This window comes from Kribbella sp. HUAS MG21 (assembly GCF_040254265.1).
Lineage (GTDB): Bacteria > Actinomycetota > Actinomycetes > Propionibacteriales > Kribbellaceae > Kribbella.
In genome coordinates this window covers 808127-832896 of sequence record NZ_CP158165.1, presented here as the reverse complement: position 1 = coordinate 832896, position 24770 = coordinate 808127, and the positions used below count along the sequence as shown (strand labels likewise).

At 70.2% G+C, this 24770-nt stretch carries 26 protein-coding genes; 14 read left to right on the top strand and 12 right to left on the bottom strand.

What is annotated here, in order from left to right:
• Positions 1 to 18 precede the first annotated feature (18 nt).
• Complete coding sequence (locus ABN611_RS04035) at positions 19 to 1077, top strand: glycosidase (protein ID WP_350278401.1); 1059 nt, start codon at positions 19 to 21, stop codon at positions 1075 to 1077.
• Here the strand turns inward: ABN611_RS04035 and ABN611_RS04030 are convergent.
• The 5 genes from ABN611_RS04030 to ABN611_RS04010 form a co-directional block, all read right to left on the bottom strand.
• Entirely contained in the window at positions 1023 to 1934 is a 912-nt protein-coding gene (locus ABN611_RS04030) for a hypothetical protein (RefSeq protein WP_350278400.1), read from the bottom strand. The two genes, ABN611_RS04035 and ABN611_RS04030, sit on opposite strands and share 55 nt — an antisense overlap.
• Before the next feature lie 13 nt (positions 1935 to 1947).
• Positions 1948 to 2655 (bottom strand): helix-turn-helix domain-containing protein, encoded by a 708-nt coding sequence (locus ABN611_RS04025; protein ID WP_350278399.1) that lies wholly within the window; start codon positions 2653 to 2655, stop codon positions 1948 to 1950.
• 58 nt (positions 2656 to 2713) lie between these two features.
• Positions 2714 to 3622: a VanW family protein gene (locus tag ABN611_RS04020; RefSeq protein ID WP_350278398.1), complete on the bottom strand. Its 909-nt coding sequence runs from the start codon at positions 3620 to 3622 to the stop codon at positions 2714 to 2716.
• Between the two features lie 126 nt (positions 3623 to 3748).
• Positions 3749 to 5050 carry an Rv3235 family protein gene (locus ABN611_RS04015; protein WP_350278397.1) on the bottom strand — a complete coding sequence of 434 codons (1302 nt, stop codon included), beginning with the start codon at positions 5048 to 5050 and terminating at the stop codon, positions 3749 to 3751.
• 1 nt (position 5051) lies between these two features.
• Positions 5052 to 6722 carry a hypothetical protein gene (locus ABN611_RS04010; RefSeq protein WP_350278396.1) on the bottom strand — a complete coding sequence of 557 codons (1671 nt, stop codon included), beginning with the start codon at positions 6720 to 6722 and terminating at the stop codon, positions 5052 to 5054.
• 157 nt (positions 6723 to 6879) lie between these two features.
• Here ABN611_RS04010 and ABN611_RS04005 point away from each other — a divergent pair, with 157 nt between their 5' ends.
• Positions 6880 to 7431 (top strand): hypothetical protein, encoded by a 552-nt coding sequence (locus tag ABN611_RS04005; protein WP_350278395.1) that lies wholly within the window; start codon positions 6880 to 6882, stop codon positions 7429 to 7431.
• A 141-nt stretch (positions 7432 to 7572) separates the two neighbouring features.
• Here the strand turns inward: ABN611_RS04005 and ABN611_RS04000 are convergent, their stop codons facing one another.
• Positions 7573 to 7821 (bottom strand): helix-turn-helix domain-containing protein, encoded by a 249-nt coding sequence (locus ABN611_RS04000; RefSeq protein ID WP_350278394.1) that lies wholly within the window; start codon positions 7819 to 7821, stop codon positions 7573 to 7575.
• A gap of 166 nt (positions 7822 to 7987) precedes the next feature.
• Between ABN611_RS04000 and ABN611_RS03995 the strand changes: the two genes are divergently transcribed.
• The 5 genes from ABN611_RS03995 to ABN611_RS03975 all read left to right on the top strand — a co-directional run bounded on the left by ABN611_RS03995 (position 7988) and on the right by ABN611_RS03975 (position 12724).
• Positions 7988 to 8647 carry a hypothetical protein gene (locus ABN611_RS03995; RefSeq protein ID WP_350278393.1) on the top strand — a complete coding sequence of 220 codons (660 nt, stop codon included), beginning with the start codon at positions 7988 to 7990 and terminating at the stop codon, positions 8645 to 8647.
• The gene (locus tag ABN611_RS03990) at positions 8647 to 9924 is read left to right on the top strand and encodes a hypothetical protein (RefSeq protein ID WP_350278392.1); all 1278 of its coding nucleotides are present in this window, start codon (positions 8647 to 8649) and stop codon (positions 9922 to 9924) included. Before ABN611_RS03995 ends, ABN611_RS03990 begins: the two co-directional genes overlap by 1 nt.
• Positions 9925 to 9988: 64 nt before the next feature.
• Positions 9989 to 10783 carry a DUF4097 family beta strand repeat-containing protein gene (locus tag ABN611_RS03985; RefSeq protein ID WP_350278391.1) on the top strand — a complete coding sequence of 265 codons (795 nt, stop codon included), beginning with the start codon at positions 9989 to 9991 and terminating at the stop codon, positions 10781 to 10783.
• 64 nt (positions 10784 to 10847) lie between these two features.
• Positions 10848 to 11510: an HAD family phosphatase gene (locus tag ABN611_RS03980; protein ID WP_350278390.1), complete on the top strand. Its 663-nt coding sequence runs from the start codon at positions 10848 to 10850 to the stop codon at positions 11508 to 11510.
• Complete coding sequence (locus ABN611_RS03975; RefSeq protein ID WP_350278389.1) at positions 11507 to 12724, top strand: glycosyltransferase 87 family protein; 1218 nt, start codon at positions 11507 to 11509, stop codon at positions 12722 to 12724. The genes ABN611_RS03980 and ABN611_RS03975 overlap by 4 nt, the downstream gene beginning before the upstream one ends.
• On the opposite strand, the gene ABN611_RS03970 is transcribed toward ABN611_RS03975, so the two are convergent.
• Both ABN611_RS03970 and ABN611_RS03965 read right to left on the bottom strand, forming a co-directional pair.
• Positions 12707 to 14023: a hypothetical protein gene (locus ABN611_RS03970; protein WP_350281589.1), complete on the bottom strand. Its 1317-nt coding sequence runs from the start codon at positions 14021 to 14023 to the stop codon at positions 12707 to 12709. The two genes, ABN611_RS03975 and ABN611_RS03970, sit on opposite strands and share 18 nt — an antisense overlap.
• Positions 14023 to 14520, bottom strand: coding sequence for a cupredoxin domain-containing protein (locus ABN611_RS03965; RefSeq protein WP_350278388.1), 498 nt, complete (start codon positions 14518 to 14520; stop codon positions 14023 to 14025). Before ABN611_RS03965 ends, ABN611_RS03970 begins: the two co-directional genes overlap by 1 nt.
• A gap of 168 nt (positions 14521 to 14688) precedes the next feature.
• Here ABN611_RS03965 and ABN611_RS03960 point away from each other — a divergent pair, with 168 nt between their 5' ends.
• The 5 genes from ABN611_RS03960 (at position 14689) to ABN611_RS03940 (ending at position 20499) form a co-directional block, all read left to right on the top strand.
• Positions 14689 to 16155, top strand: coding sequence for a wax ester/triacylglycerol synthase family O-acyltransferase (locus ABN611_RS03960; protein WP_350278387.1), 1467 nt, complete (start codon positions 14689 to 14691; stop codon positions 16153 to 16155).
• Positions 16152 to 16676: a hypothetical protein gene (locus tag ABN611_RS03955; protein WP_350278386.1), complete on the top strand. Its 525-nt coding sequence runs from the start codon at positions 16152 to 16154 to the stop codon at positions 16674 to 16676. Before ABN611_RS03960 ends, ABN611_RS03955 begins: the two co-directional genes overlap by 4 nt.
• A gap of 27 nt (positions 16677 to 16703) precedes the next feature.
• Positions 16704 to 17654, top strand: a complete 951-nt coding sequence (locus ABN611_RS03950; RefSeq protein WP_350278385.1) for a Ku protein — start codon at positions 16704 to 16706, stop codon at positions 17652 to 17654.
• A gap of 21 nt (positions 17655 to 17675) precedes the next feature.
• On the top strand, positions 17676 to 19379 hold the full coding sequence (pruA, locus tag ABN611_RS03945; protein ID WP_350278384.1) for an L-glutamate gamma-semialdehyde dehydrogenase: 1704 nt from the start codon (positions 17676 to 17678) through the stop codon (positions 19377 to 19379).
• A 67-nt stretch (positions 19380 to 19446) separates the two neighbouring features.
• The gene (locus ABN611_RS03940; protein ID WP_350278383.1) at positions 19447 to 20499 is read left to right on the top strand and encodes a hypothetical protein; all 1053 of its coding nucleotides are present in this window, start codon (positions 19447 to 19449) and stop codon (positions 20497 to 20499) included.
• Positions 20500 to 20504: 5 nt separating this feature from the next.
• Here ABN611_RS03940 and ABN611_RS03935 read toward each other — a convergent pair whose 3' ends face one another.
• The 4 genes from ABN611_RS03935 to ABN611_RS03920 form a co-directional block, all read right to left on the bottom strand.
• Positions 20505 to 20714 carry a hypothetical protein gene (locus tag ABN611_RS03935; RefSeq protein WP_350278382.1) on the bottom strand — a complete coding sequence of 70 codons (210 nt, stop codon included), beginning with the start codon at positions 20712 to 20714 and terminating at the stop codon, positions 20505 to 20507.
• Between the two features lie 78 nt (positions 20715 to 20792).
• Positions 20793 to 21284 carry a DUF2505 domain-containing protein gene (locus ABN611_RS03930; RefSeq protein WP_350278381.1) on the bottom strand — a complete coding sequence of 164 codons (492 nt, stop codon included), beginning with the start codon at positions 21282 to 21284 and terminating at the stop codon, positions 20793 to 20795.
• A 15-nt stretch (positions 21285 to 21299) separates the two neighbouring features.
• A complete protein-coding gene (locus tag ABN611_RS03925) occupies positions 21300 to 22658 on the bottom strand; it encodes a glycoside hydrolase family 76 protein (RefSeq protein WP_350278380.1) in 1359 nt (452 codons plus the stop codon).
• 15 nt (positions 22659 to 22673) lie between these two features.
• Entirely contained in the window at positions 22674 to 23189 is a 516-nt protein-coding gene (locus tag ABN611_RS03920) for a hypothetical protein (protein ID WP_350278379.1), read from the bottom strand.
• Positions 23190 to 23271: 82 nt separating this feature from the next.
• Between ABN611_RS03920 and ABN611_RS03915 the strand changes: the two genes are divergently transcribed.
• Together ABN611_RS03915 and ABN611_RS03910 are read left to right on the top strand one after the other, a co-directional pair.
• A complete protein-coding gene (locus ABN611_RS03915) occupies positions 23272 to 24093 on the top strand; it encodes a tryptophan 2,3-dioxygenase family protein (RefSeq protein ID WP_350278378.1) in 822 nt (273 codons plus the stop codon).
• A 20-nt stretch (positions 24094 to 24113) separates the two neighbouring features.
• Complete coding sequence (locus ABN611_RS03910) at positions 24114 to 24734, top strand: hypothetical protein (RefSeq protein WP_350278377.1); 621 nt, start codon at positions 24114 to 24116, stop codon at positions 24732 to 24734.
• Positions 24735 to 24770 lie beyond the last annotated feature (36 nt).

Genomic DNA, 24770 nt, shown 5'->3' with positions numbered 1-24770 from the left:
TTTTCAGAAAGGCTTCTCGTGACTTTTCCCTACACCCTCACCCGCGTCGGTGTCCTGATGACCGCCGAGCCGGGCAACGAGCTCGAGGCCGAGGGGGTGCTGAACCCCGCCACCGGGCACACCCCCGACGGACAGCTGTACCTGCTGCCCCGCCTGGTTGCTTCCGGCAACGTGTCCCGCGTCGGCCTGGCCGCGGTCGAACTGACCGACGGCGTACCGACCGGGGTCCGGCGCGAAGGCGTCGTGCTCGCCCCGGACGAAGGCTGGGAACGCGGGAAGAACAACGCGGGCGTCGAGGACCCGCGGGTCACGTTCGTGCCCTCGCTCGGCCTGCACGTGATGACGTACGTCGCCTACGGGCCGCTCGGGCCGAAGCCGGCGCTCGCGGTGTCGTCGGACCTGCGGGACTGGCGGCGGCTCGGCCCGCTGCACTTCGAGTACCAGCCCGGGCTGGACACCGACCTGAACCTCTTCCCGAACAAGGACACCGTTTTCTTCCCGGAGCCGGTACCGGGTCCGGACGGCGTTCCGTCCTACGCGATGCTGCACCGGCCGATGTGGGACCTCGGGTGGTTCCGCGAGGGTGAAGGCGTGCACCTGCCGGCCGGGGTGACCGACGACCGGCCGGGGATCTGGGTGTCGTTCGTCCCGGTGGCGGCGGTGGAGGAAGACCTGCGGAACCTCGTGCACCTAGGGGAACACCGGCTGGTCGCGATGTCGGAGTACCCGTTCGAGGAGCTGAAGATCGGCGCCGGGCCGGCCCCGCTGCGTGTGCCCGAGGGCTGGCTGGTGATCCATCACGGCGTCACCGGTGAGCAGCCGGAGGGCTTCGACCCGACCACCCAGAAGGTCTGCTACGCCGCCGGGGCGCTGATCCTCGACGCCGAGGACGTCACCCGGATCGTCGCCCGGACCACCGAGCCGCTGATGGTTCCGGAAACCGAGGAGGAAAAGGTCGGAACGGTAGGAAACGTCGTTTTCCCGACCGCGATCGAGGAGGTCGACGGCGTGCGCTACGTCTTCTACGGCATGGCCGATGCCGCGATCGGGGTAGCCCGGCTGGACCGCGTTTCCTGACCGCTACCTGGCGCGGTCGAGCGCCTCGAGGCACCAGTCGGCGACGTACAGCAAGGCCTGCCCGCGCTGGTGGAACAGGTGGCGGCTGTCGACCTCGCGGTGGTACGCGTTGTGCGTCGCGTCGGACGCCCGCCCGAGCAGGCCGGGCAGTCCTCGCCGAGTGCGCCGTCGCCGTAGAACGCCCAGTCGAACAGCGCGACCTCGCCGGACGGCCGCTGGATCACGTTCGACACCCAGAAGTCGAGGTGGCAGCGAGCGCGGGGGAGTGCCGCGACCAGGTCGAGCAGCGCGTCGCGGTGGACGAGCAGACGGGTCCAGGCCTCCCGGAGCCGGGGCGGCCAGGTCTCGCGGATGAGCGGCTGCTGCCACGCGGCGGCATCGGTCATCAGCTGCCACGGAACGTCCCGCGTCGTCGAGTACTCCCGGAGGAAACCGTGTGACGTCCACGGGCGCTCGGCCGCGGGACGCGCCTGCCAGCGACCGCAGGCCCGGGCGAGTGCAGCGTGTTCCGCGAGACTGAAATGCGTGCCCGGTGTACCGCTGATGTCCTCCATGAGCAGTACGGCGCCGTCGGGTCCCTCGTCGACCTGTGCCTCGGGCAGGACGAGGCCGGTGTCGGCGAGTTGCGCGCGGAGCTCGTCGTCGCGGTAGACCTCGAGCTCGCGGCGCCAGTAGTTCCAATGCCGCGGATCGGTCGAGGCAGCCCAGGGAGCCGCTCGCGGATCTGTGGATCCAGCCGGCCGGCGGAGCTCCTTGCGTACGGCGGTGCGGCCATCTGCGTAGGTGATCCGCTCGACGTTCGCCGTCACCGCGTTGAGCGGGTTGTGCCGCAACGTCGTCGTACCGACTTCGGTCATGCGGAGCAGTGTGTCAGCCCAGCAGGATCTTCGGCGGGAGACCGGTGAGCGCTTTGACGTCGCGTGTGAAGTGGGCCTGGTCGGCGTACCCAGTCAGCAGTGCGACGTCGGCGAGCGGCAGGCCGGTGCGGGCGTGGTCGAGCGCGACGTTCATCCAGAGGACGCGGTCGAGCATTTTCGGCCCGTAGCCGAAGGCGTCCAGGCAGCGCCGGTGCAGCTGCCGCTCGCTCAGCCCGATCGTCCCGGCGAGGCGGGAGACACCGGCCGTGCCGCGGAGCAGGCCGCCCCGGACGCTGCGCAGTACGTGCGCGGTCAGCCGGTCCGCAGGGTTCTCGACCAGCTTCGCGACCTCCAGGTCCAGGGCGGCGGCCCGGTCGGGGGCCGCGCGGATCCGGTCGAGGAGCCGTCGGCTGCGGTTCGGCGACCACAGATCGGCGAGGGGGACGCGCTGGTTCAGCAATTCCCGGGCCGGTACGCCGAGGAAACTCGGCGCGGCACCCGGCGCGAACCGGATCCCGGCGTACTGCGTCCCGCGCGGCGCGCTCCCGGTCCAGGCACGGCTGTCCGGCCCCGCGACGACCAGCTCGTCGTCCATCAGCAACAGATCCATGCACCCGTCGGGCAGGATCCGGTACTCGCCGCCTTCCGCCGTACGCGTCCACAGGTCGGCGCCGGCAATCCGCGCAGGGCGCTGCCGGTACGGCTCGACCGCAACAGTCACCCCACCAGTCTGCAACGCCGCGCCGACAGTTTCCCGTGGGCGGGGAGCAGAACCCGGATCAGTGCGGGAGGACGACGTCCAGGACCGGTACGTCGACCGGAGGGTATTTGACCAGGGCAACGTTTTCCCGGATCAGCTCGTCGCGGACCGGCGTACCGGTGCGGCGGTCGATCACGGTGCGCCAGATCTCGTTGCGGCGGAAGTAGTCCGCACCGGCGCGGAGGAACCTTTCGTCCTTCGAGAAAACGCGGTACGACGACTCGGCGGGCACATCGGCCAGGATCTCGCCCTCGAGGTACCGCTCGCCGACGCCGACCCGCAGTTGGAACGTCTGCTCGGTGTCGTTGCGGAACTGCAGGTCCACGTAGTTGTAGACGATGCTGCAGCCCACACCCCAAGGAAGCACCCGCCCGTTGTCCGGGAACGGGTCGAAGCTGTGCGTGGACCGCTGCGTCACGGTCATCGGCGAGTGCAGCACCATCCAGTGCAGCAGGTTGGCGAGCTGACAGATGCCGCCGCCGATCCCTGGTTTCGCTTCACCGTTCGACAGCCGCATGCCCTTGACGTAGCCCTTGCGCCGGGTCGCGTTGCCGACCACCTTGTTGAAGGAAAACGTTTCGCCCGGCCGGATCAGCAGGCCGTCGACCTGCGCGCAGGCGAGCTTCAGGTTCGTCACCTTGTTGTGCTGCATCCACATCTCGGTCTCCCCGAGTTGGCGCAACAGCAAAGACTTGTGCCGCTTGATCCGCACCGGCAGCTGGCCGGCGTCACGCGTCGCGGCGTACGGCGTCCTCGACCGCATCCACGCGATGCGCTGCACGGTGCGGTGATAACGCACCGCCACCGGATACAGGATCCGCACCCGCTCACTCCACCGCCGGCCACGCACCACAGGCACCACTCGCGCCCGCTCGGCCGCGGTCAGCTCGTCCACCCCGACCTGCCAGGCAGTCGTACTCTCAACCATCCCCGTTTCCCCCCGAACACCGGCAACCCCGCCACCGTACGCCGCGCATGTAACAGCCACCGCACAACCGAATTGCACCCCGTGAGACCGCGACAGAGGTGCTGGCGGGCTCAAAGCTGCACCCGGTCAGCCGAGTTCGAGCGCGGTGCAGACCCAGCGGTTCCGGCGAACTTCGAGCCGCAGGGCGATGGCGCGCGACCGCTCGCCGTGGCGCACGTGCGCGGCGACCTCGGCGATGCTCGGGGCAGGCATGAACACCCGCACCGACCGCACCGTGCTCTTCTCCTTCGCGCCGCGCGAGCCGGCGGTCGAGTTCAACCCGAGCATCCGCACCCGCCGGTTCAGATCCATGAACACCGCATCATCCGTGAACCGCACCAACTGCGAAATCGGCCGATCCCCCACCAACACCTCCGACACCGCCTGAGCCAACCGCCCACCCCAAACCCGAACCCCCGGCAACCCAACCAACTCGGCCGGCTTCACCGGCTGTGCGCCCGTGCCGGCGGCGGCGGAAGCATCGGTCGAGTCGGGGGTGGCGGCGCTGGAAGCAGGCTGAAGCGGCGTGTTCCGGCCGATCGCCTGACCCGGCGTAGCCCCGGCGGCATCGAGCGATGCCTGAGCTCCGTCAGGCCGCCCAGGCACCGCTTCTGTGGGGGCGCCATCCGCAGCATCCGGCACCACATCGAACTTCCGCGGCCGCGGACGGCCCTCACCGACGTCCGCGGGGCTCGCCGCGCCGATCTCTCCGCCTGTGATCTCCGCGCCCGCCGACTTTCCGCCGGTGATTTCGACATCGGCCGTCTCTCCGGCGTCACCCCGCGCGGCTGCCGTGGCTGCCGAGGCTGCCGAAGCTGACTCGGCTGTCGCGGCAGAGCCGACGGCCCGAGCGTCGGTGAGGCTGGCCAGGTGCCGCGGCGCGGGGAGCCCGAGGCGGGTGATCGCCTGCAGGCGCAGCGCCAGCGCACCGTCGGTCAGCTGGTCGGCGTACCGAGCAGTCGCCGGGACCCGGACCTCACCGGACTCACCGACAGAGCGAAGCCGCGGCCGCGTAACGGCGGCCAACTCCGCGTCACCCCCCGCAGCAGCCGGGGCCGACGCCGGAGCTGGAGCCGGAGCTGAAGCCGGGGCCGGAGCTGACGCCGCAACCGCTGAAGCCGGGGTGGAAACGGATGCCGGTGCCGGAGTCGCTGCCTGGCCAGGCGTCTCTGGCGTTGTCTGTGTCCTTGGCTTCGTCTTGCGCTCTGACTGCCGTGGCGCTTGTCCCGAGGCCGGCTCCTGGTTGGGTGCGGCGGTCGGGTGTGGGGTGGGGGCTTGTTCGTCTTCTGCGGGTTGGGGGGTGGCGGGCATGGGAGCCTCCGTTGCGTGCGGTGCTGCGGTGGTGAAGGTTGTGGGTTCGGCCTGCGCGAGGTTGTGCTGCTGGCTCATGTCACGGCTCCTGGTGCTGGGGCGGGAGGTGGTCGCCGTTGGGTGCCGGCGGGATGCGGAGGACCTGTCCGGGGACGATGAGGTCGGGGTCGTCCCCGATCACTTGGCGGTTCACGGCGTACCAATCGGGCCACCGGGCGGCGATGGCATCGTTCGTTGCTGCGGGACCGAGTTCGCGGGCCGCGAGGCTCCAGAGCGAATCGCCGTCCCGTACGACGACCCGCACCGGCACACTCGGCCGCAACTCGGTGTACCGAACCGGAGCCCCATCCACCGGCCGATCCGGCACCCCAACCCACCCCCGCCCCGGCCGCCCCGGCGTCTCACCCCGGCCGCGTACACCGGCCGGCTCCGACACACCATTCGGCCCCCGCTCACCCGCAGCCCGATCCGACACATCACTGCGCGCCTGCTCGCCGGCAGCCCGATCCGGCACGTCACTGCGCGCCCGCTCACCCGCTGGTTGACCGGGCACGTCGGTCCGTGCCTGCTCACCGGCCGGGTGGTTGGGTGCGTCGGTCCGTGCCTGCTCACCGGCCGGGTGGTTGGGTGCGTCGGGCTGCGGTCGCTTGTTTGTGGCTTGGTCCGGTAGGGCGTTCTGCGCCCGCTCGCCAGCCGGTCGACGAGGTACATCAGCTCGCGCATGTTCGCTGGTCGGCTCGGTGGGCTGGTCGGCCGTGCGCTTCGAGTCCGGGGTCGCGCCGGCTGCGTTCTGCGGGTGGGGCGTGGAACCTCCGATTTGCACGGTCGAGGCCGGTTCAGTTGCTCGGAAGGTGTCGTGCCCTCCGGTCGCCTTGGCCTGAGCGCTCTCGTCACCGCCGAGCCGCACGGACGAGGCGGGCTCGGTCGCGCGGAAGGCGCTGCGGTCGGAGGCTGGCTTATGCGGGGTGGTCTGGCCGGTGCCGGTCTGCGTGGTCGAGTCCGGGGCGGCGGGTTGGCGGGTGCCGGTCGGACTGTGCGGTGCCGTTTCGGTGGTACCGCTGTCTCGGGCGCCGCTGGTGCCAGCGATCCGAATGGTGGATGCGGGCTCGGTGGCGCGGAAGTTGGTCAGGCTGGTGGTCGGCTTCTGCGGGGGCGTTTGGTTGGCGCCGGTCTGCCCGGCCGGTGCGGTTGAGCTTGGGGTCGTGGACTGGCGGGCGGCGGTGGGCGGCTGGTGCGGTGCGCGGTTGCCGGCGCTGGTGTGGCGGTCGCTGTCAGAGCCGCTGATCTGCACGGTGGATGCGGGCTCGGTGGTGCGGAAGTTGCTCAGGTTGGTTGTCGGCTCGTGCGGAGCCGCCTGATTGCCCGAGGTCTGCGCGGGGGTTTGGTGGATTTGGGTTGGGGTGGGGGTGGCGTTGGCTGCGGTGAGGGTTAGCGGGGTTACGGCAGCTACGCCTAGGCCGGAGCGGAGTAGGGCTCGGGCGGTTTGGGTGGTGATGCGGCTTGCTGCGGCGCCGGCCAGGGTGCCGATGGCGCCGGGGACTTGTTCCAGGGCCGTGAGTAGGACGGCGACGGTCAGCCAGGCGTAGGCGATCCAGGCGATGGTGCTGACCGCCAGCACGGTGAGCGAGTCCAGGTCGTACGTGCGCAAGCCGCTGAGCGAGCCGGCGGTGATCCAGCGGAGCAGGACGCCCAGGGCGGCCAGGGCGAGAACCGCGAGGGTGCCTTTGAGCGCCTGGATCATCGCGTTCATCCCGCTTCGCTCCTGATCTATAAGTTTGCTTTAGTTTGCTTTGCCTTGACCACTATAGACCGGTACTGCGGCACGTTTGCAAGTCTTTAGTGCACGCTGCGTCGATTCCCGCTGCGGAGGGTGACGGCGGTCGGCGAGGGGCGGTAGGTTCGCGGGCATGCGGTGGGATGCGTTGTTCGCGGACCTGGAGTCGCAGTTCGACGCGCTTCAGGACAGTGATCTGTACGGCGAGGTGGCCGATCGGATCCGTGCGGAGGTCGGGAAGATCACCGTGCTCGACCGGCTGCGCGGGGCGGTGAACACCGTCGTACGGGTCGAGTTGAACGAGGCGGAACCTGTCCGCGGGCTGCTCACACGGGTGGGGAAGGATTGTCTGCTGCTCGAGACCGAGCGGTACGAGGAGTGGTTGATTCCGGCCACCGCGCTCGTCGCCGTACATCGGTTGGGGCCGTGGGCGGAGCCGGCTGTGGGGGCTGTGGAAGGGAAGCTCGGGCTCGCGCACCTACTGCGCGGGATCGCTCGCGACCGGTCGCCGGTGACGCTGTTCTGCAGCGGGGGTGGTGGGCCGGTCAGTGGGACGATCGACCGGGTTGGCGCCGACTTCGTCGAGCTCGCCGAGCATCCGCTCGACGCGCCGCGCCGGCGGACCGAGGTCTACAACGTCCGCCTCGTCCCCACCCAGTCCTTGAGAGCCCTCCGCCGCCGCTGACCCGGAGCCGCTGACCGCCACCGGCGGTCGCGCGGTGTCCTACAAAGCGAAAGCGGTGGGTTCGAGGAACAAGCAGACAGCTTGCTTCTCGACCCCACCGCATCGGAGTCCTTCCGGCGCCAGCCCGCCGGGGGACGCAGGTCAGAGGTGCGCGTCCTCCGTGGTTTCGGCTTCCTCGCCGAAGGGATGCGTGTCGATGAACTGTTTGGTCTCGGTGTACAGACGTTCGATGTACTTCTCCAGCTCGGACGCCTCGACCCGCCACTGGCCGCGGCCGCCGATCTTGACGGCGGGGATGTCGCCGCGGCGGACCAGGGCGTAGACCTGGTTGGCCGAGATGTTCAGGACCTCGGCGACGTCGGCGAGCTGGAGGAAGCGGGGAGTCGGCATCGTCGTACCCTTCGCATAGTGGCTGGTTCTTTCAGTTTGCCATGGTTGGCGAGAGGATGACCGAGTTTGTCCCCAGGTCATGACAGCCTGTGGATGACTGTTCACGCTGCGATCGGCGACCAGGCAGAATGTCCGCCGACAGCGATCCATCGACTGGGGAGACGACGTGGTCGACACGGCAGTGCGGAGCGGGTTCGCGGCACCGGCCGCCCCGGCGCAGCGGAACAAGAAGGCGCGCTGGAAGGACGGACGCCTGGTGCTCGGCGTGCTGCTGGTCGCGATCACGGCGCTGGCGGGGGCGAAGCTCCTGTCGTCCGCGGACGACACCACCACGATCTGGGCGGCCAAGCACGAGCTCAAGCTGGGCACCCCGCTGACCTCCGACGACCTCACCACCGTCCGCGTCCGCTTCACCAGCAGCGACGACTCCCAGCGGTACCTGTCCGCCGACTCCGACCTGAACGGGCTCGTCGTCGGCCGCACCATCGGTAAGGGCGAGTTCGTCCCGAAGGACGCGGCCGTGCCCGCCTCCGACGGGGACCGCACCGAGATGCCGCTGTCCGTCGCGACCGGCCGCCTGCCGTCCGACACCGCAGTCGGCGATCTGGTGGACGTCTGGGTGGTCCCCAAGGCGGAAGGCCAGCAGGCGCGGCCCGTGTGGAGCAGCGTCCGCGTCCTGCAGATCGACTCGTTGAAGGGCGTCGCCGGAGGTTCAGCGCGCCGGCAGGTCACGGTCGGCCTCGCCGAGAGCGACCTGCCGCGGATCCCGGCGGCCCTGACCGCGATCAGCTCCGGCGAGCCGACCCTGGTCCGGAAGGCCGGCTGATGTCGATCCCGATCCTGCTGGCCGTCACCGGCGCGCCGTGGGAAGCGGACGTCGTACGGCGCACCGAGCACGCCTCCGGCATCCGGGTCGTACGGCGTTGTGTGGACATCGCCGACGTGATGGCTGCCGCGGCCAGCGGTCAGGCCCGCGCGGTGGTGCTCGCCGACGCCCTGCCCCGGCTCTCGTCCGATGCGGTCGCCGCGCTGCACGCCCGCGGTATCGCCGTACTCGCCCTGGTCGACCCGCTCGAGACCGGCGCTCCGTTCGGCGCCGAGGACCGGCTCAGCCGGATGGGGATCGAGCGGATCCTGCCCGCCGACGTGAGCCCGGTGGACCTGGGGCGGGCGGTCTCGGACGCGGTCGACGCGGGCCCGCCGGTCACCGCCTCGCACTTCGCGGGCGGATTCGTACCGCTCACCCCGGACAACGCGAACCAGGCCGAGCAGCCCGCGTTCCCGCAAGGCACCGGCCGGCTGATCGCGGTCTGGGGTCCGACCGGCGCGCCCGGCCGGACGACGGTCGCGGTCAACCTGGCGAGCGAGCTCTCCGTGAAGCGCGTCCCGACCCTGCTCGCGGATGCCGACGTGTACGGCGGGACCGTCGGCCAGATGCTCGGGATGCTCGACGAGACCTCGGGCCTGGCCGCCGCGGCCCGCTCGGCGTCCAACGGCTCGCTCGACACCGTCACTCTCGCCCGGCACTCCCGCTCGGTGAACCCGCACCTCCTGGTGCTGACCGGCCTCAGCCGCGCCGACCGCTGGACCGAGCTGCGTCCCGCGGCCGTCGAGTCGATCTGGTCGACCGCCCGCTCGCTGGCCCCGCTCACGGTGGTCGACGCCGGGTTCTGCGTCGAGACCGACGAGGAGATCTCGTTCGACTCGCTGGCCCCGCGGCGCAACGGCGCGACCGTGGCGACGCTCGAGGAGGCCGACGAGGTGGTCGTCGTCGGTACGGCGGACCCGGTCGGCCTGACCCGCCTGATCCGGGCGGTCCACGAGCTGCGTGCCGTCGTACCGTCGGTCAACGTCCGCGTGGTGGTGAACCGGATCCGCTCCGGCCCGCTCGGCGGATCACCCGGCGACGCGGCCACGGACGCCCTGCGGCAGTACGCCGGGATCGACCGCGCCGTGCTGCTGCCGTACGACCTGGGCGCGACGGACACCGCGATGGCGCACGGCCGCAGCCTGTCCGAGGTCGCGAAATCGAGCAAGCTCCGCAAGGCGTTCCAGCAGCTCGCGGCGGCCATCGCCGCGGATTTCCACACGGTGCCGGCCTGATCTCAGGGTCGACCCAGGGGACAACCCCACCGACACCGGCACCGCGATCTGTCAGGGTGGGAACATGTCCGATGTCCAGAACAGCCCGGGGAGTTCGATGACCCCGCAGCGACGCTATGGGATCGCCATCTCGGTGGCCCTGATCCTCGGCGGCGTGTACTGGGCGCTCACCGGCCTGACCGAAGGCACCACCAGCGGCCGCAACAGCTACCCGGTCGACGGCACCTCGCTGCGCGTGCAGAGCGGTGCCGCGACGATCGAGCTCCGGCCGGGCGACGGCACCGAGGTGACGGTCGACCGGGAGTCCAAGCGGAACCTGTTCGGCTCCGACCCCAAGGAGTCGTACGACGCCGGCGACGCCACGCTGGAGCTCAACCACGGCGGCTGCGGGTTCCTTTCGTTCGGGTGCGAGACGAAGTACGTCGTGACCGTGCCGCGGAACCTCGCGCTGACGGTCGAGAACAGCAGCGGCACGGTGACGGTGTCAGGTTTCGACAGCGGCGCCAACATCAAGACGAGCTCGGGTGACATCGAGGCGCACGACCTCGGCGGGCGGGTCGAGCTGCGGACCAGCTCCGGCGATGTCGACGCCGAGGACCTGTCCGCGACCTCGGTGACCACGCAGACCAGCTCCGGCAGGACGTCGCTGGACTTCACGACCGCGCCGCAGTCGGTCGAGTCGAAGTCGAGCTCGGGCGACGTGGAGATCCTCATCCCGTCGGGCGAGGAGTCGTACAAGGTCGACACCGACACGTCCTCCGGCGACGAGTCGGCGAACGTGCGCAGCGATCCGGCCGCCACCCGGACGATCACCGCGAAGACGTCGTCGGGCGACGTGAGCATCGAATACCAGCGCTGACCACGCTCCGTGAGACCGAGGGTGGGCACGGTGAGCACCCGCCGGGCTGAGTAGTCTTGCCGCCATGGTCGAGGTGCGGGCGGTGCCGCGAGGGCTCCTGGTGGACTGGGGCGGCGTGCTCACCTCGGGGCTGGAGCCGGCGCTGCGGCGCTGGGCGGAGCTCGACGGCTTCGACTTCGACTCGTACCTGGCCGCCGTCCTCAAATGGCTGCCGTCGGACAACGCCGTCGCCGAGGCGGAGCTGAACCCGGTGCATGCCCTCGAGCGCGGCCAGCTCGCCGTTCCCGACTTCGAGCGCAAGCTCGCGTCGATGCTCGTCCGCCGCGACGGTACGCCGGTCCCGGCCGAGGGTCTGATCGAGCGGATGTTCGCGCACTTCGAGCACCAGCCCGCGATGGCGGCGCTGGTCCGGCGCGCCAACGAACGCGGGATCAGGACCGCGCTGCTGTCGAACTCGTGGGGCAACACCTACCCGCGCGACACCTGGGACGGCATGTTCGACGACATCGTCATCTCCGGCGAGGTCGGCCTCCGCAAGCCCGACGCGGAGATCTTCCGGCTGGCCGCGAGCCGGCTCGGCCTGGAACCGGCCGAGTGCGTGTTCGTCGACGACCTGCAGCTGAACGTCGACGGCGCCCGCGCGGTCGGGATGACCGCCATCCTTCACACCGAGTACGACGAGACCCGGCGAGCGCTGGAAACCCTGTTCGGAGCCGACCTGACGTGACCGTGACCACCCCTGCCTCCTCCCCGACTCGTCCCACCCGCCGCCGCCGTGTCGTCATCGCGGTCGCCGCCTGCGCGCTGCTCGTCGCGCTCGGCGCCTGGATCGGCCACCTGTACGGCGGGATGATCGACCTGCGCGTCTACCGGATGGGCGGCTCGGTGCTGCTGCACGGCGACTCGCTGTACGACGCCAAGCTCCCGGGCGGCTCGAACCTGCCGTTCACGTACCCACCGTTCTCGGCAATCGCGATGGTCCCGCTGGCCGCCGTACCGTGGGGTGTCGCGCTGGTGGCGTGGACGACGCTCTCGGTGCTGTGCATCACCGCGCTGTGGCGGACCAGCCTGACGAAGACGTTCTGGTCGTTCTTCACCCAGCGCAAGCGGACGGCGGTGCTCGTGGCGCTGACCGCGCTCTCGCTGCTGCTCGAGCCGGTCTGGCAGACGATCCAGTTCGGCCAGATCAACCTGTTGCTGACCGCAATGATCCTGCTGGACCTGGTCCGCCCGAACGACGCCCGGCTGCGCGGGTTCTGGCTCGGCGTCACGATAGGCGTCAAGCTGACGCCGCTGCCGTTGCTGGCGTTGCTCGTGGTGACGAAGCAATGGCGCGCGTTGCGGAACGCCGTACTGGGGCTGCTGGCAACGATGGCGATCGGGTTCGCGGTCGTGCCGAACCAGTCCTGGCGGTACTGGACCGACGTGATCCTGGACGCGAACCGGGTCGGCGGGCTCGCGTACACCGGGAACCAGTCGTTCAACGGGTTCCTGCACCGGATCGGCGACGAGGCGAGCTGGGTACAGCCGACGTGGTTCGCGCTGTCAGCGGCGTTCGGGCTGGTCGTGCTGTGGCTGGCCCGGAAGTACTGGCTCGCCGACGAGCGGGTCACCGCGGTCTCGGTGATGGCGCTCGCCGTCCTGTACGCGTCACCGATCTCGTGGAGCCACCACTGGGTGTGGATCATTCCGCTCGGCGTCAGCCTGATCCGCGGCGTCAACCGCCTGTGGGGCCTCAACCCGGCGGTCGTCACCGGGGTCCTGTTCTACGGCCTGTTCGTCCTGCGCTCGATCTGGTGGGTGCCGTTCCGCGACGACCGCGAACTCGAATGGTCCTTCTGGCAGTCCATCCCCGGCAACTCCCACCTGATCGTCGGCCTGATCGCCTTCGCCCTCCTGATCATCACCAGCCGCAGCCTGCCCTCACGAGGAGAACAGTAGGAGAAGGCCTCCGCAGGTGTAGCCGACCATGACGATCAGCAGGGGGAGTTGGCCGGCTAGGGCCTTGGCGCGGGGGAAGAGGGCTACGGCCCGGTCGTGGGCGGAGATGACGCCGAGGAGGTGGCCGCAGACGACGGCCAGGACCTGGATGACGGAGATCGCGGTGCTGTGGTTCGTGATGCCGGTGTTCACCGCGAGCAGGCCGGTGCCGAAGACGTTGGCGCCGTTGCTCAGCGGGTCGCTCAGGTAGATGAGCGTGCGCTGGCCTTCCAGGATGAGCAGCGTCAGGTAGTGCGCGACGACGTACCCGAAAGCGATCGGTACGACGGAATGCGCGAACAGGCCCGGTAGCGCCTTGCGAGAGCTGTCCGAGAGGCGGCCGGCCAGCACCGTCGCGCCGGAGTACGTCACCAGCACGAACAGGATGAAGAGGATCAGCGCACCCGTGCCGAGCCACGTCATCGAGACGTCCTGGTTCTGCGCCCAGCCGATCCACGCCGACGAGTTCGAGAAGCCGTCGTACGCCGTCGAACCGAGCAGCGCCGCCACGATCCCGACCAGTCCGGGCTGCGGCTTCAGGCTGTCGAGATTCTCCAGCGGGCGGCGCAGCACCAGCGCACCGTCGGTACGGCGGCCCCACGGCGACATCCGCGCCATCAGCGTCGCGTAGGCCTCGAACGGATCGCCCTGCGCGAACCACCGGTCACCGAACAGCACCGCGCCGAACAGCGTGATCACGAAGTACAACGCGAGCCATGCCTGCAGCACCGGGATCGTCGCGCGGTCCGGCGCGACCAGCTCGAGCCAGGTGAACGCGAAGATGCCCAGGGTGGCCGGCCACAGGCCGACCCAGGACGGGAGCTCCAGCAGGCCCTTCGACGGCGGTTGCCGGAGCAGCTTCGAGAACAGCAGATGGATGGTGCGCAGCGGGTTCAGCGTGCGCCACACCGGGCCGAACACCAGCGAGATCGGCACCAGGCCGACCCAGACCAGGATGTAGACGAAGCCGAAGATCGGGTTCGTCAGCCGGTCCACGCCGAACATCAGCGACACCATCGCGTACAGGAACGTCGCGAGCCCGAACAGCCGCACGACCCAGCGGAACCAGCCCGCGTCGATCAGTCTGCCGATTGCGCGCGGCAACGGTACGCCGGAGGCGTCGCCGCGGTACTTCGGATTACGCCAGGCGAGGCCCAGCACGACGAAGGACAGCGCGACCGCGACAGCGGCACCGCCGACCGCCAGCCCGAACGGAACCGGCAGATCCTGCCGCCCCCCGATCCCGTGGAGCGGAATCATCACGAGACGACGAGCTTCGCGACCAGCTTGCCGCTCTCGTGGGTCTCGACCTCGAAGGTGCCCTTCATGTTCGCGGTGAACTTCACCGAGGCGGGCTTGCCCGGGGTGAGCGCCAGCTCCTTGTCGTAGCCGTGGACATGCAGCTGGTCGGCGGCGTCGCTGACCGCCTTGATCAGCACGGTCTGGCCGGCCTTGACCTTGATCGTCGCGCCGCTCGGGTTGACCTTGCCGTTGGCAACGGTGACGTCGACGGTCACGTCGGCCTGCTCACCGGACGGGTCCGCGGTGTTCGACGGGGAGCCGGTGTTCGGTGAGCTCGGCGCCGGGGTGTTCGTCGGCAGGGTCGACGAGGCGGTCGGGGTCGATGCGGGGGTCGATGCCGGGGCGCTCGGTGAAGGGCTGCCGCCGGTGTCGTCTCCACCACAGCCGGCCAGGACCAGCATGCCGAGGGTGGGCAGGAGAGCGGTGGCGGCACCGCGTGTGAGCGTCGAACGCATCGGTCCAGGAGCCTTTCAAGGGGTCGAGTGACTTCTCAGGGCGCGGGACACACCCTCTTGCCTGACGAACACGGATAGCTCAGTGTTCCCGTACAGGCAGTGTCGCAGCCCACTGTCGGAGCGGGCCGCTAGGGTGAGATTTCGCCGAACTGAGAGGAAGGTGGCCGGATGCCGGACCGGTTGACGTCGCTCGACCTCACCTTCCTCAAGGCCGAGTCGCCGGCCACCCCGATGCACGTCGGGACCGTGGACATCTTCGAGCCGCCGGTGCACGGCGACGAGGGGTTCGACTACGAGAGCCTGGTGGCGCTGATCCGGGACCGGATCGCGTTCGTGCCGCGGTACCGGCAGCGCGTCCAGCAGATCCCGGGCCGGTTCGCCGGCCCGGTCTGGGTGGACGACGAGGAGTTCGACATCACCTTCCACGTACGGCGCTCCGCGCTGCCCCGGCCGGGCACGCACGCGCAGTTGCTCGAGCTGGTCGCCCGGATCATGTCCCGGCGGCTCGACCGGGCCCGGCCGCTGTGGGAGATGTACCTGGTCGAGGGCCTCCAGGGCGACCGGTTCGCGATCATCTCGAAGTCCCATCAAGCGCTTGTCGACGGCAACAGTACGGTCGACATCGGGCAGGTGGTGCTGGACGCCACCGCGCATCCGCGGGAGACGCCGACCGACACCTGGCAGCCCGACCACCCGCCGTCCGCGCTGGAGTTGCTCGCCGGCGTGTTCGCCGACGCCACCCGGCATCCGACCGCGGTGCTGGAGCTGGCGCGCGCCGAGATGGCGAGCCTGACCGGCTCCACCTCGGTCCGCGAGGTGCTCGGCGACGTGGTCGGTTCCCTGGTCGCGCAGCGGCACGCGCAGGAGAGCTCGCTGCACGTGAAGACCTCCGGCCAGCGCCGGTTCACCACCGTGCAGACCGACCTGGAGGACTACCGGACGATCCGCGCGGCCCACGGCGGCACGGTCAACGACGTGATCCTCGCGGTGGTCGCCGGCGGTTTCCGGGCCTGGATGATGACCCGCGGCGAGGGCGTCGGGCCGACCCGGAGCGTGCGGGCGGTGGTCCCGGTCAGCATCCGCGACGACGAGGACGAGGAGCCGACCTCGCTCGGCTCCCGGGTGATCGCCTCCAGCGTGAACCTGCCGGTGGGTGAGAACTCCCCGGTCATGCGGCTGCACCAGATCTCGTACCAGACCAAGGTGCACAAGGACACCGGCCGCGCAGTCAGCGCCCGCTCGCTGGTCGGCATCGCCGGGTTCGCCCCGACCACGCTGCACGCGCTCGCCGCCCGGGTCGCGACCGCCACGGTCCGGCCGATCGACGACGTGGTGATCACCAACGTGCCGGGCCCGCAGTTCCCGCTGTACGCGCAGGGCGCGCCGATGCTGGCGTCGTACCCGGTGGTCCCGCTGATGCCCGGGCAGGGCCTGTCGGTCGGCGTCACCTCGTACGACGGGAAGGTGTACTACGGTCTGAACGCGGACCGCACCGCCATGCCGGACCTCGCTGTTTTCGCCCAGTGCGTGACCGACGCGCTGGACGAGCTGCTGGACACCACGAAGGGCAGCCGGAACCGGGCCTCCCGGGGCCGGAAGAAAGCCCGGAGCACGACCAAGAAGGCGGGTTCATGAGGGTCTACGTACCGGCCACGTTCCGGACGCTGAGCGCGGCGTGCAGCGCCGGGGAGATCGGCCCGGCCCCGCTGACGGTGTACGCCGTGACGCCGGCGCTGCGGGAGTGGTACGCCGAGGGCGACGACGAGGAGCTGGAGTACGCCGCGATGGCGCAGGCGGCGCGCGCCTCGGTAGGACTGCTCGCCGCCGATCCGGGTACCGCACGGAGACGGGTGGTGATCGCGGCCGAGGTCAGCGCCGTCCCACCGGCTGACGGGTCCGTGGAACTCGGCGACGCCCGGCTGGAACTGCACGTGCTGATCCCGTGGCGGTCGGTGGCGTCGGTGCACCTGGACGCCCCGCAGGCGACGACGGTGATCGGGAAGGCCGCGGACCTGTGGGACGCGGCCCAGGACGGTGACGACGACGCGATCTTTGCCCTGGACTCGTGCGAGGGTGAGGATCTGATGTGGTACGCGACACAGGAGATCCCGGATCTGCTCGCGGCGGAGGGGCCGCGTGGTGGGCAGCGGACTTGAGCTCGAGCTGACAGGGAGCTGATGGCGATGCAGGCGATCTGGAAGGGGGCCATCTCGTTCGGGATGGTGACGATCCCGATCAAGGTGTTCTCCGCGACCGAGGAGAAGGACATCTCGTTCCGCCAGGTGCACATCGCCGACGGCGGCCGGATCCGGTACAAACGGATCTGCTCGGTCGACGGCGAGGAGGTGCCGTACTCCGACATCGGCAAGGGGTACGAGATGCCGGACGGCCGGATGGTGGTGCTGGACTCGGACGACTTCGCCGACCTGCCGCTGTCCAGCAAGAAGGTCATCGACGTGCTCGAGTTCGTGCCGGCCGACCAGGTCGACCCGCTCTACCTGGGCAAGTCGTACTACCTGGCCGCCGACGGCGGGCCGGGTGCGAAGCCGTACGTGCTGCTCCGCGACGCGCTCGAGGGCTCCGAGCTGTACGCGCTGGTCAAGGTGGCGCTGCGGTCCCGGGAGAGCCTGGGGCTGCTGCGGACGGTCGACGACATCCTGGTGCTGCAGGTGATGCTGTGGCCGGACGAGATCCGGGACGCGTCGTTCGCGGCGCCGCCCGAGGACGTCGAGATCCGGTCCCAGGAGAAGGCGATGGCCTCGTCGTACATCGACACGCTGCGCGGTGAGTTCGACCCGGACCAGTACCACGACGAGTACCGCGAGGCGCTCGAGAAGGTCGTGATGGCGAAGGCCGAGGGCGTGCCGCTGCCGGAGACCGAGGAGGAAGAGGCCGAGGGCGCCGAGGTCGTGGACCTGGTCGCCGCGCTGCGGGCGTCCGTCGAGGCCGCGAAGGCGCGCCGCGCGGGCGGTGGCTCCAGCGCCTCCGGCGAGGCTGAGCCGGCCAAGAAGGCTCCGGCGAAGAAGGCAGCCGCCAAGAAGGCTCCGGCGAAGAAGGCAGCCGCGGCGAAGAAGACGGCTGCCAAGACCACGGCGAAGAAGGCCGCCAAGAAGGCCACGAAGAAGTCCGCATGAGCAGTGGGGTGGCGTGGCACCATGCTGGTGTCACGTCCGGCCATCCGCACCGGCGTGACCGACACGGTCCACCCCACGATCGAGGAGTGCTGCAGCATGGATGCCGTCACCGCCGTTCCGACGCCGGCCAACGAGCCGGTCAAGGGGTATGCGCCCGGTTCGGCCGAGCGCGCGAGTCTGGAGGCGAAGCTCAAGGACTTCGCCGCCGCCGGGGCGATCGACCTGACCTGCACGATCGGCGGCGAGCAGAAGCTGGGCGGCGGCGCGCCGATCGAGGTGGTGCAGCCGCACAAGCACGCGCAGATCCTGGGCACGCTCGGTAACGCGACCGAGGCCGACGGTAGGGCCGCGGTCGACGCGGCGCTGGCGGCGGCTCCGGCCTGGCGCTCACTCTCCCTCGACGACCGCGCGGCGATCTTCCTGAAGGCCGCCGACCTGCTGGCCGGTCCGTGGCGCGACACGCTGAACGCGGCCACGATGCTGGGCCAGTCGAAGACCATCCAGCAGGCCGAGATCGACGCCGCCTGCGAGCTGATCGACTTCCTACGGTTCAACGTGTCGTTCGCGCGGCAGCTCGTCAGCGACCAGCCGATCTCGTCCCCGGGCGTGTGGAACCGGGTCGACTACCGGCCGCTCGAGGGGTTCGTCTACGCGATCACGCCGTTCAACTTCACCGCGATCGCCGGCAACCTGCCGACCGCACCCGCGCTGATGGGCAACACGGTGGTGTGGAAGCCGTCGCCGACGCAGCAGTTTGCGGCGCACTGGACGATGCGGCTGCTCGAGGCCGCGGGGCTGCCGGCCGGAGTGATCAACCTCGTCACCGGTGACGGCATCGACGTCAGCAAGGCCGCGCTCACCCACCCGGACCTGGCCGGTATCCACTTCACCGGCTCGACGAAGACCTTCCAGTCGCTGTGGGGGACGGTCGGCGCGAACATCGCGTCGTACAAGACGTATCCGCGGCTCGTCGGTGAGACCGGCGGCAAGGACTTCATCCTCGCGCACCCGTCGGCGGACCCGGCGGTGCTGAAGACCGCGATGGTGCGCGGCGCCTTCGAGTACCAGGGGCAGAAGTGCTCGGCCGCGTCCCGGGCGTACGTCGCCCGCTCGGTGTGGGACCGGATCCGCGACGACCTGGTCGCCGAGACCGAGGCGATCACGATGGGCGACGTCACCGACCTGTCGAACTTCATCGGCGCGGTGATCGACGACCGCGCGTTCGCCAAGCACAAGGCCGCCGTCGACCGGGCGCGGCAGCACGACGCCATCGAGGTCGTTGCCGGCGGCACCTACGACGACAGCGAGGGGTACTTCGTCCGGCCGACGCTGCTGGTCTCCGCCGACCCGACCGACGAGATCTTCACCACCGAGTACTTCGGCCCGATCCTCGGCGTGCACGTGTACGACGACGTGGACTACGACAAGGTCCTGCGCGGGATGGAGAACTCGGCGCCGTACGGGCTGACCGGCGCGGTCATCGCGCAGGACCGGCAGGCGATCGCGGAGGCGTCGGACTACCTGCGGTTCGCGGCCGGGAACTTCTACGTCAACGACAAGCCGACCGGCGCGGTCGTCGGGCAGCAGCCGTTCGGCGGCTCCCGCGCGTCCGGCACCAACGACAAGGCCGGCTCGATGTGGAACCTGATCCGCTGGGCGTCCCCGCGCTCGATGAAGGAGACCTTCGTCCCCCCGACGGACTACCGCTATCCGCACCAGGGCTGAGTCAGGGTTTACCCGGGATTCGCCGGCCGGCGGGAGCAAACCGGTCGGTCGCCGTCGTTTCCCAGGTATGCATGCGACTGATCTGCACCTCGAGCCGAACGAAGCCTCCGACCTGTGCCGCGTGTTCACGCCCGACGTGCTCGCGGCGCACGGCTGGGACCGCGCGTTCGTGACCGTGCTGGACGAGGCGACGGCGGAGGACGCGCTCGCGCTGCTGGTGCACGAGGCCGGGGTGCCGCTCGACGAGGGCTGGTCGGCGCGGCGCGTCTTCACCGACGCCGGTGCGAACGCGGGCCGGACCGAGGACGCCGAGGCGTGCGCGGCGCGGGACGGGTACGTGTACCTGCTCGGTTCGCAGTTCGGGAAGAAGGCGGGGCCGCTGGCGGCGAAGCGGTCGTGGATCGCGCGGGTCGAGGAGCGGGCGCTCGCCGACGGCGGGCGGCCGGTGCTCGAGGTGGTGCGGTTCCGGTTCGGGCTGCACCGGGCGATCAACGACGCGCTCGCGGACGTCGACCTGTTGCCGGTGGGTCCGCTCGGGCGGACGGCGTACGTCGATGCGACGATCGCGCGGGGACAGCTCAAGGCGAAGAGCTGGGCCGGGACTGTGCGGCCGACGGATCACCCGGTCAACATCGAGGCCGCCGAGTTCCGGGCGAACGGGAACCTGCTGCTCGGGCTGCGGTACCCGGTGACCGCGGAGGGGCATCCGCTGCTGGTGGAGCTCGAGAACGTCGCGGAGCTGTTCGCGGACCCGGACGCCGTACCGCGCTGCGGCAACGTCTGGGTGCTGGGTGACGTCGGCAGCGTGGAGGCGCCGGCGGGTCTGCGGGGTCTCGACACGCACGGCGGCGATCGCTTCGACGCCGTGATCGGCGACCTGGACGCCTCGGGCAAGTCGGCCACGGTGCTCGCGGACCACCCGGAGGGCGCGCGGGCGGACTCCGAACACGTCCGCTTCGAACTGTCCTCCGAACCCGGCGGAACCGTAGACAGCAAAGTCATCCACCACTTCGGCGACATCCGCCGCGTGGAAGGCATCGCGGTCGACCAGGACGGCCACGCCCACTACGTCATCGACGAGGAAGGCCACGTAGCCCTCCGCACCCTCGTCTTCGACTGACGGCGTCAGGCGGTGTGGTGGACCTGCTGGGTGGGTGGGTCGACGAGGAGGGCGGAGCCGCACTTGGTGCAGATCCATTCGTCGGGCTCGTCGACCAGGTAGTCCGTGGGGTCCACGCGTTCGAAGGGCATCACGGTCGCGCAGAACGCGCAGTACTGCGCATCAGCGGACGTGGACGGCGTACGGGCGCGCTTCCTGCGTAGCGAACTTCGCATCGGTTCGGGTCACCTCCGGTACAACGCTTCCTTTCAGGTTGCCACCGGAGGCGACGCCGTCAGCGCAGCGACATACCCTTACTTGCCGCTCCATTCGTGCCCGAGGTCGTGCTCCTTCTGCAGGCCGGAGCGGATCGCGTCGACCACGAACGGCTCCAGCTTCTTGCCGATCAGCGGCACCGCGACCTTGACGTCGAGGTCGATCGCCTGGACGGTCTGCGCGCCGTTCGCCGCGATCCGCGCGGTGCCCTTCAGCGTGACCGGCGTGTTGGCGATCTCGCCGGACACGTCCGCGGTCCGCGACCCGTCGGCCGCGGCGGCGTGCCAGGTCTCGGTCTGGACGACGGTCAGCGTCTCGCCGACGAACTTCCGGGCCATGTCCGGGATGTCGGTGGACTCCATCTCCCGGCTGACCCGGACCACGGTGTCGCCGCCGGACGTGGTGACCTGGACGTCGTACGACAGCGCCTTGGTCTTCTCGCAGGCCTGCTCGCGGAAGGCGGTGTCCGTCACGATCGCGAACACTTCCTCGGGGGTGGCGTCGTACGACGCCGACATCTTCAGCTCCATGCGGGCATCATTCCATCACTCGTCGGTCACCGGAGTGGGCGCCGTGTTCAGCAGATCCAGCGCGGACTGCTGCCGGGCCGCGTCGAGGGTGTCGACCGGTCCGTCCCAGTGCAGCCCGTAGTGGTCCATCGGCGTCCGGCCGGCGGCGTACGCGCGCTCCGCCTGCCGTCGCAGGTACGGCGTGTACGGGCGATCGGGCAGCGCCGCGTCGAGCAGTCCGAGGCCGCGGACGTGCGCGCCCTTGAACGAGGGCGCGTCGGCGCCGCAGTCGCCACTCTCGCAGGGCTCGCGGAGGATCCCGCCGGCGGTGTGCAGCGACGCGGCCGTAGTGGCGGCGTCGGCGAGCTGCCGTGCGGTGGCCAGGTACGCCGAGTTGTTCGTTGCCTTGGACAACTCGGTGAGCGCGCCGATCAGCACGCCCTGGTTGTACGTCCACGCGGTCTCGCCGTTGTTCCTGCCCGTGGACAGGTCGATCCCGTCGTTCACCAGGTACGCGCCGTTGATCATCCCGGTCTGCTGGAACCACGTCCACCCGGCCTGCGCGCGTTGCAGATACGTGGTGTCGCCCGCGATCCGGTTGTGCAGCGCCGCGCTGAGCTGGATGTAGAGCGAGTTCGAGATCGCGTTCTTGTACGTCTTCGCCTCACTCCACCAGACGCCACCGCCGCAGGTGTCGTCCCAGTACGCCGCCATGTGGTCCGCGTCGGCGCGCGCGGTCCGCAGGTACCGCGGCTCGCGGGTCAGGTCGTACGCCGCGATCCACGCGAGGCCCCACCAGCCGGTGTCATCGATGTAGTCGTTGCGGAACTGGCCCTCGAACTTGTCCAGGTTCAGCTCGTAGGTCTTGTCGATCGCGTAGGTGTAGCTGAGCATCCCGGTGACCCGGATGTTCTCGATCAACGCGGTCAGCGCGTTCGCGGAGTTCCACCAGCCCGTCGTGTCGAAGAGCCCGGTGGACAGGTCGTAGTACTGCATCAGCGCGGTGGCGGCCGCCGTACGACGGTCCCACGCGTTCCACGTCGTCCGGGCCCACGGGGTGCGTGCGATGTCTTCGCCGGCTTTGCCGCAGGCGCGGAGTGCGCCCACGCCGAGGTTGTCCCAGTCGTCGACGTTGAACATCGGCGTGCGCCGCCCGCCCGAGATGCCGAGACGGCTGGACCACGTGCGGCCCCCGTCCATCGAACGTTCGAGCCAGACCTCGTCGCCGGGACTCCCGTTCTCGATGGAGGCCCAGCCCATCGCCGCGTCGTCGTCGAAGTGCAGCCGGATCGTCCGGCCGAGCAGACTTGCGGAGACCGGTGCCCGGTCCTTCGCGGCAAGCGCGGGGTCACGCGCATCGCAGTACTTGTTGCAGATCGTTGCCTGGGTGGACACGGCCGCGACATTACGTCAAGACGTCAGCAGGGCGGCGAGAATCCCGGCAGCGGTGACGAGCGAGACGGCGATCGCGAACCGCCGGCCGCGGGCCCGGCGGCGGGGGATGGCGCTGCGGTCCGGACGGGTGGAGCACGGGTCGAAGCCGAGGGCGTCCGCGGGCGCGAGGGCGCTGCCGAGCCGGGCGAGGAACGACCGCTGCTCGGCCTGCCGGGTCGCCTCCTCGACGACCCGGCGGCGCATGAACTCCCGGTGTCGCGTTGCCGGCACCCTGACGTCCGGCGGTACGACGAGACTCGTCGGGAGCACGAGGTGGTTCGGGAGCGCGAGGCCCGGCGGGAGCGCGCGCTGGACCACGGCGTGGGCCGCCGCCACCCGCCTCGCCCGGCTGATCGCAGGCGGGAGGATCAGGTAGGCGAGGTGGACGAGTGAGCGGTAGTCGTCGAGCAGCAGCGCCTCGATCAGCGGTTCTTCCCTGGTGGGCCCCTGGACGGGACCGGGGACGATCGGCGTGTCGACCGTGGCGGACATGCAACTCCTCGAACTCGGCGTACCTGAGTACCAACGAACGAATCACTGACCAGTCACGAACTGGTCGGCTAGTCTCCGTCTCATGAGCACTGGTGACGGGGTTGCGGGACAGTGGGGCGGGGTCGACGTCCACTTCGGTGAGGAGGGCGGCCGACTCACGTACGGCAGTTACCTGCGGCTGGCGGAGCTGCTCGACCAGCAGCGGCTGGAGTCCGACCCGCCGGCGCACGACGAGCTGCTGTTCATCACGATCCACCAGGTGTACGAGCTGTGGTTCAAGCAGGTCCTGCACGAGCTGACCGCGTCCCGGGACGCGATGCTCGCCGGCGAGCTGTGGCTGGCCGAGCACCTGCTGCGCCGCGTGCACACGATCGAGCGGGTGCTGACGCAGCAGGTGGACATCCTGGAGACGATGACTCCGCAGGACTTCGGCGAGTTCCGGCACCGGTTGTCGCCGGCGTCCGGGTTCCAGTCGGTGCAGTTCCGCGAGATCGAGTTCCTGTCCGGCGCGAAGGATCCGTCGTTCGTCCGGCGGTTCCGCGGGCTGACCGAGGTCGAGCAGGAGCGCCTGCGCCGCCGGCTGGAGGAGCCGACGCTCTGGGACGCCTACCTGGAGGTACTGCGGAAGTCCGGGTTCGACACCGAGTCGGAGGACGCGCTCCGCGACGCCCTGCGCAAGATTGCCGGCGACCGGGCGCACTACGCCGCGATCTGGGAGCTCGCCGAGGCGCTGCTCCAGCACGACGAGCTGGCCGCCGCCTGGCGCGCCCGGCACGTGGTGATGGTCGAGCGGATGATCGGCACCAAGCCGGGTACCGGCGGTTCGTCCGGCGCCAGCTACCTCCGCAGCCGCCTCGACCTGCGCTACTACCCTCTCCTCTGGAACCTCCGCAGCAACCTCTAGGCCCGAACGGAAGGCGCCCGATGAAGCTCTACTCCGACGTCCGGGCGCAGCGGGTCCGCCAGGTGCTGGGCGACCTGATCCTGGCCGCCTGGATCTGGGGCTGTGTCGAGCTCGGCCTGCTCGTCCACCGGATGGTCGGGGCGCTCGGTACGCCGGGACGCAAGGCGGCCGAGGCCGGCGACGGGCTGGCCGGGGACCTGCGGCGGCTGTCGGAGCCGATCGGGAAGGTGCCCGCGGTCGGGGACCAGCTGCGGGCGCCCGTCGACGGCGCGGCCAACGCGGCCGGGAAGCTGGCGCAGGCGGGCCGGGACCAGGCACACGCCGTGGATCAGCTGGCCCTGGTACTCGCGGCCGTGACGATCGGACTGCCGGTGCTGTTCGCCGTACTGATCTGGGTGCCGCGGCGGATCCGGTTCGCGCGGCGGGCGTCGGCGGCGCGGCGGTTCATCGACAGCGCGGCCGACCTGGACCTGTTCGCGCTGCGGGCGATGGCGAACCAGCCGATGCACAAGCTCGCGAAGATCTCCGACGACCCGGTGAAGGCCTGGCGCGAGGGTGACCGCGAGGTCGTCACGGCCCTGGCGACCCTCGAACTCCGCAGCACCGGCCTGAGGCCACCACAAACCAAGGACAATGCTTAACAGCCGCTTGAGGATCGCGGTCGACGGCGGCGGTTA

Bases quoted from the DNA above. Each gene is read 5' to 3' on its own strand.
- ABN611_RS04030 (WP_350278400.1), bottom strand. From the start codon at position 1,934: ATGACCGAAGTCGGTACGACGACGTTGCGGCACAACCCGCTCAACGCG.
- ABN611_RS04020 (WP_350278398.1), bottom strand. From the start codon at position 3,622: ATGGTTGAGAGTACGACTGCCTGGCAGGTCGGGGTGGACGAGCTGACC.
- ABN611_RS04015 (WP_350278397.1), bottom strand. From the start codon at position 5,050: ATGAGCCAGCAGCACAACCTCGCGCAGGCCGAACCCACAACCTTCACC.
- ABN611_RS04010 (WP_350278396.1), bottom strand. From the start codon at position 6,722: ATGAACGCGATGATCCAGGCGCTCAAAGGCACCCTCGCGGTTCTCGCC.
- ABN611_RS04005 (WP_350278395.1), top strand. From the start codon at position 6,880: ATGCGGTGGGATGCGTTGTTCGCGGACCTGGAGTCGCAGTTCGACGCG.
- ABN611_RS04000 (WP_350278394.1), bottom strand. From the start codon at position 7,821: ATGCCGACTCCCCGCTTCCTCCAGCTCGCCGACGTCGCCGAGGTCCTG.
- ABN611_RS03990 (WP_350278392.1), top strand. From the start codon at position 8,647: ATGTCGATCCCGATCCTGCTGGCCGTCACCGGCGCGCCGTGGGAAGCG.
- ABN611_RS03985 (WP_350278391.1), top strand. From the start codon at position 9,989: ATGTCCGATGTCCAGAACAGCCCGGGGAGTTCGATGACCCCGCAGCGA.
- ABN611_RS03980 (WP_350278390.1), top strand. From the start codon at position 10,848: ATGGTCGAGGTGCGGGCGGTGCCGCGAGGGCTCCTGGTGGACTGGGGC.
- ABN611_RS03970 (WP_350281589.1), bottom strand. From the start codon at position 14,023: ATGATTCCGCTCCACGGGATCGGGGGGCGGCAGGATCTGCCGGTTCCG.
- ABN611_RS03965 (WP_350278388.1), bottom strand. From the start codon at position 14,520: ATGCGTTCGACGCTCACACGCGGTGCCGCCACCGCTCTCCTGCCCACC.
- ABN611_RS03960 (WP_350278387.1), top strand. From the start codon at position 14,689: ATGCCGGACCGGTTGACGTCGCTCGACCTCACCTTCCTCAAGGCCGAG.
- ABN611_RS03955 (WP_350278386.1), top strand. From the start codon at position 16,152: ATGAGGGTCTACGTACCGGCCACGTTCCGGACGCTGAGCGCGGCGTGC.
- ABN611_RS03950 (WP_350278385.1), top strand. From the start codon at position 16,704: ATGCAGGCGATCTGGAAGGGGGCCATCTCGTTCGGGATGGTGACGATC.
- pruA (WP_350278384.1), top strand. From the start codon at position 17,676: ATGCTGGTGTCACGTCCGGCCATCCGCACCGGCGTGACCGACACGGTC.
- ABN611_RS03940 (WP_350278383.1), top strand. From the start codon at position 19,447: ATGCATGCGACTGATCTGCACCTCGAGCCGAACGAAGCCTCCGACCTG.
- ABN611_RS03935 (WP_350278382.1), bottom strand. From the start codon at position 20,714: ATGCGAAGTTCGCTACGCAGGAAGCGCGCCCGTACGCCGTCCACGTCC.
- ABN611_RS03930 (WP_350278381.1), bottom strand. From the start codon at position 21,284: ATGGAGCTGAAGATGTCGGCGTCGTACGACGCCACCCCCGAGGAAGTG.
- ABN611_RS03920 (WP_350278379.1), bottom strand. From the start codon at position 23,189: ATGTCCGCCACGGTCGACACGCCGATCGTCCCCGGTCCCGTCCAGGGG.
- ABN611_RS03915 (WP_350278378.1), top strand. From the start codon at position 23,272: ATGAGCACTGGTGACGGGGTTGCGGGACAGTGGGGCGGGGTCGACGTC.
- ABN611_RS03910 (WP_350278377.1), top strand. From the start codon at position 24,114: ATGAAGCTCTACTCCGACGTCCGGGCGCAGCGGGTCCGCCAGGTGCTG.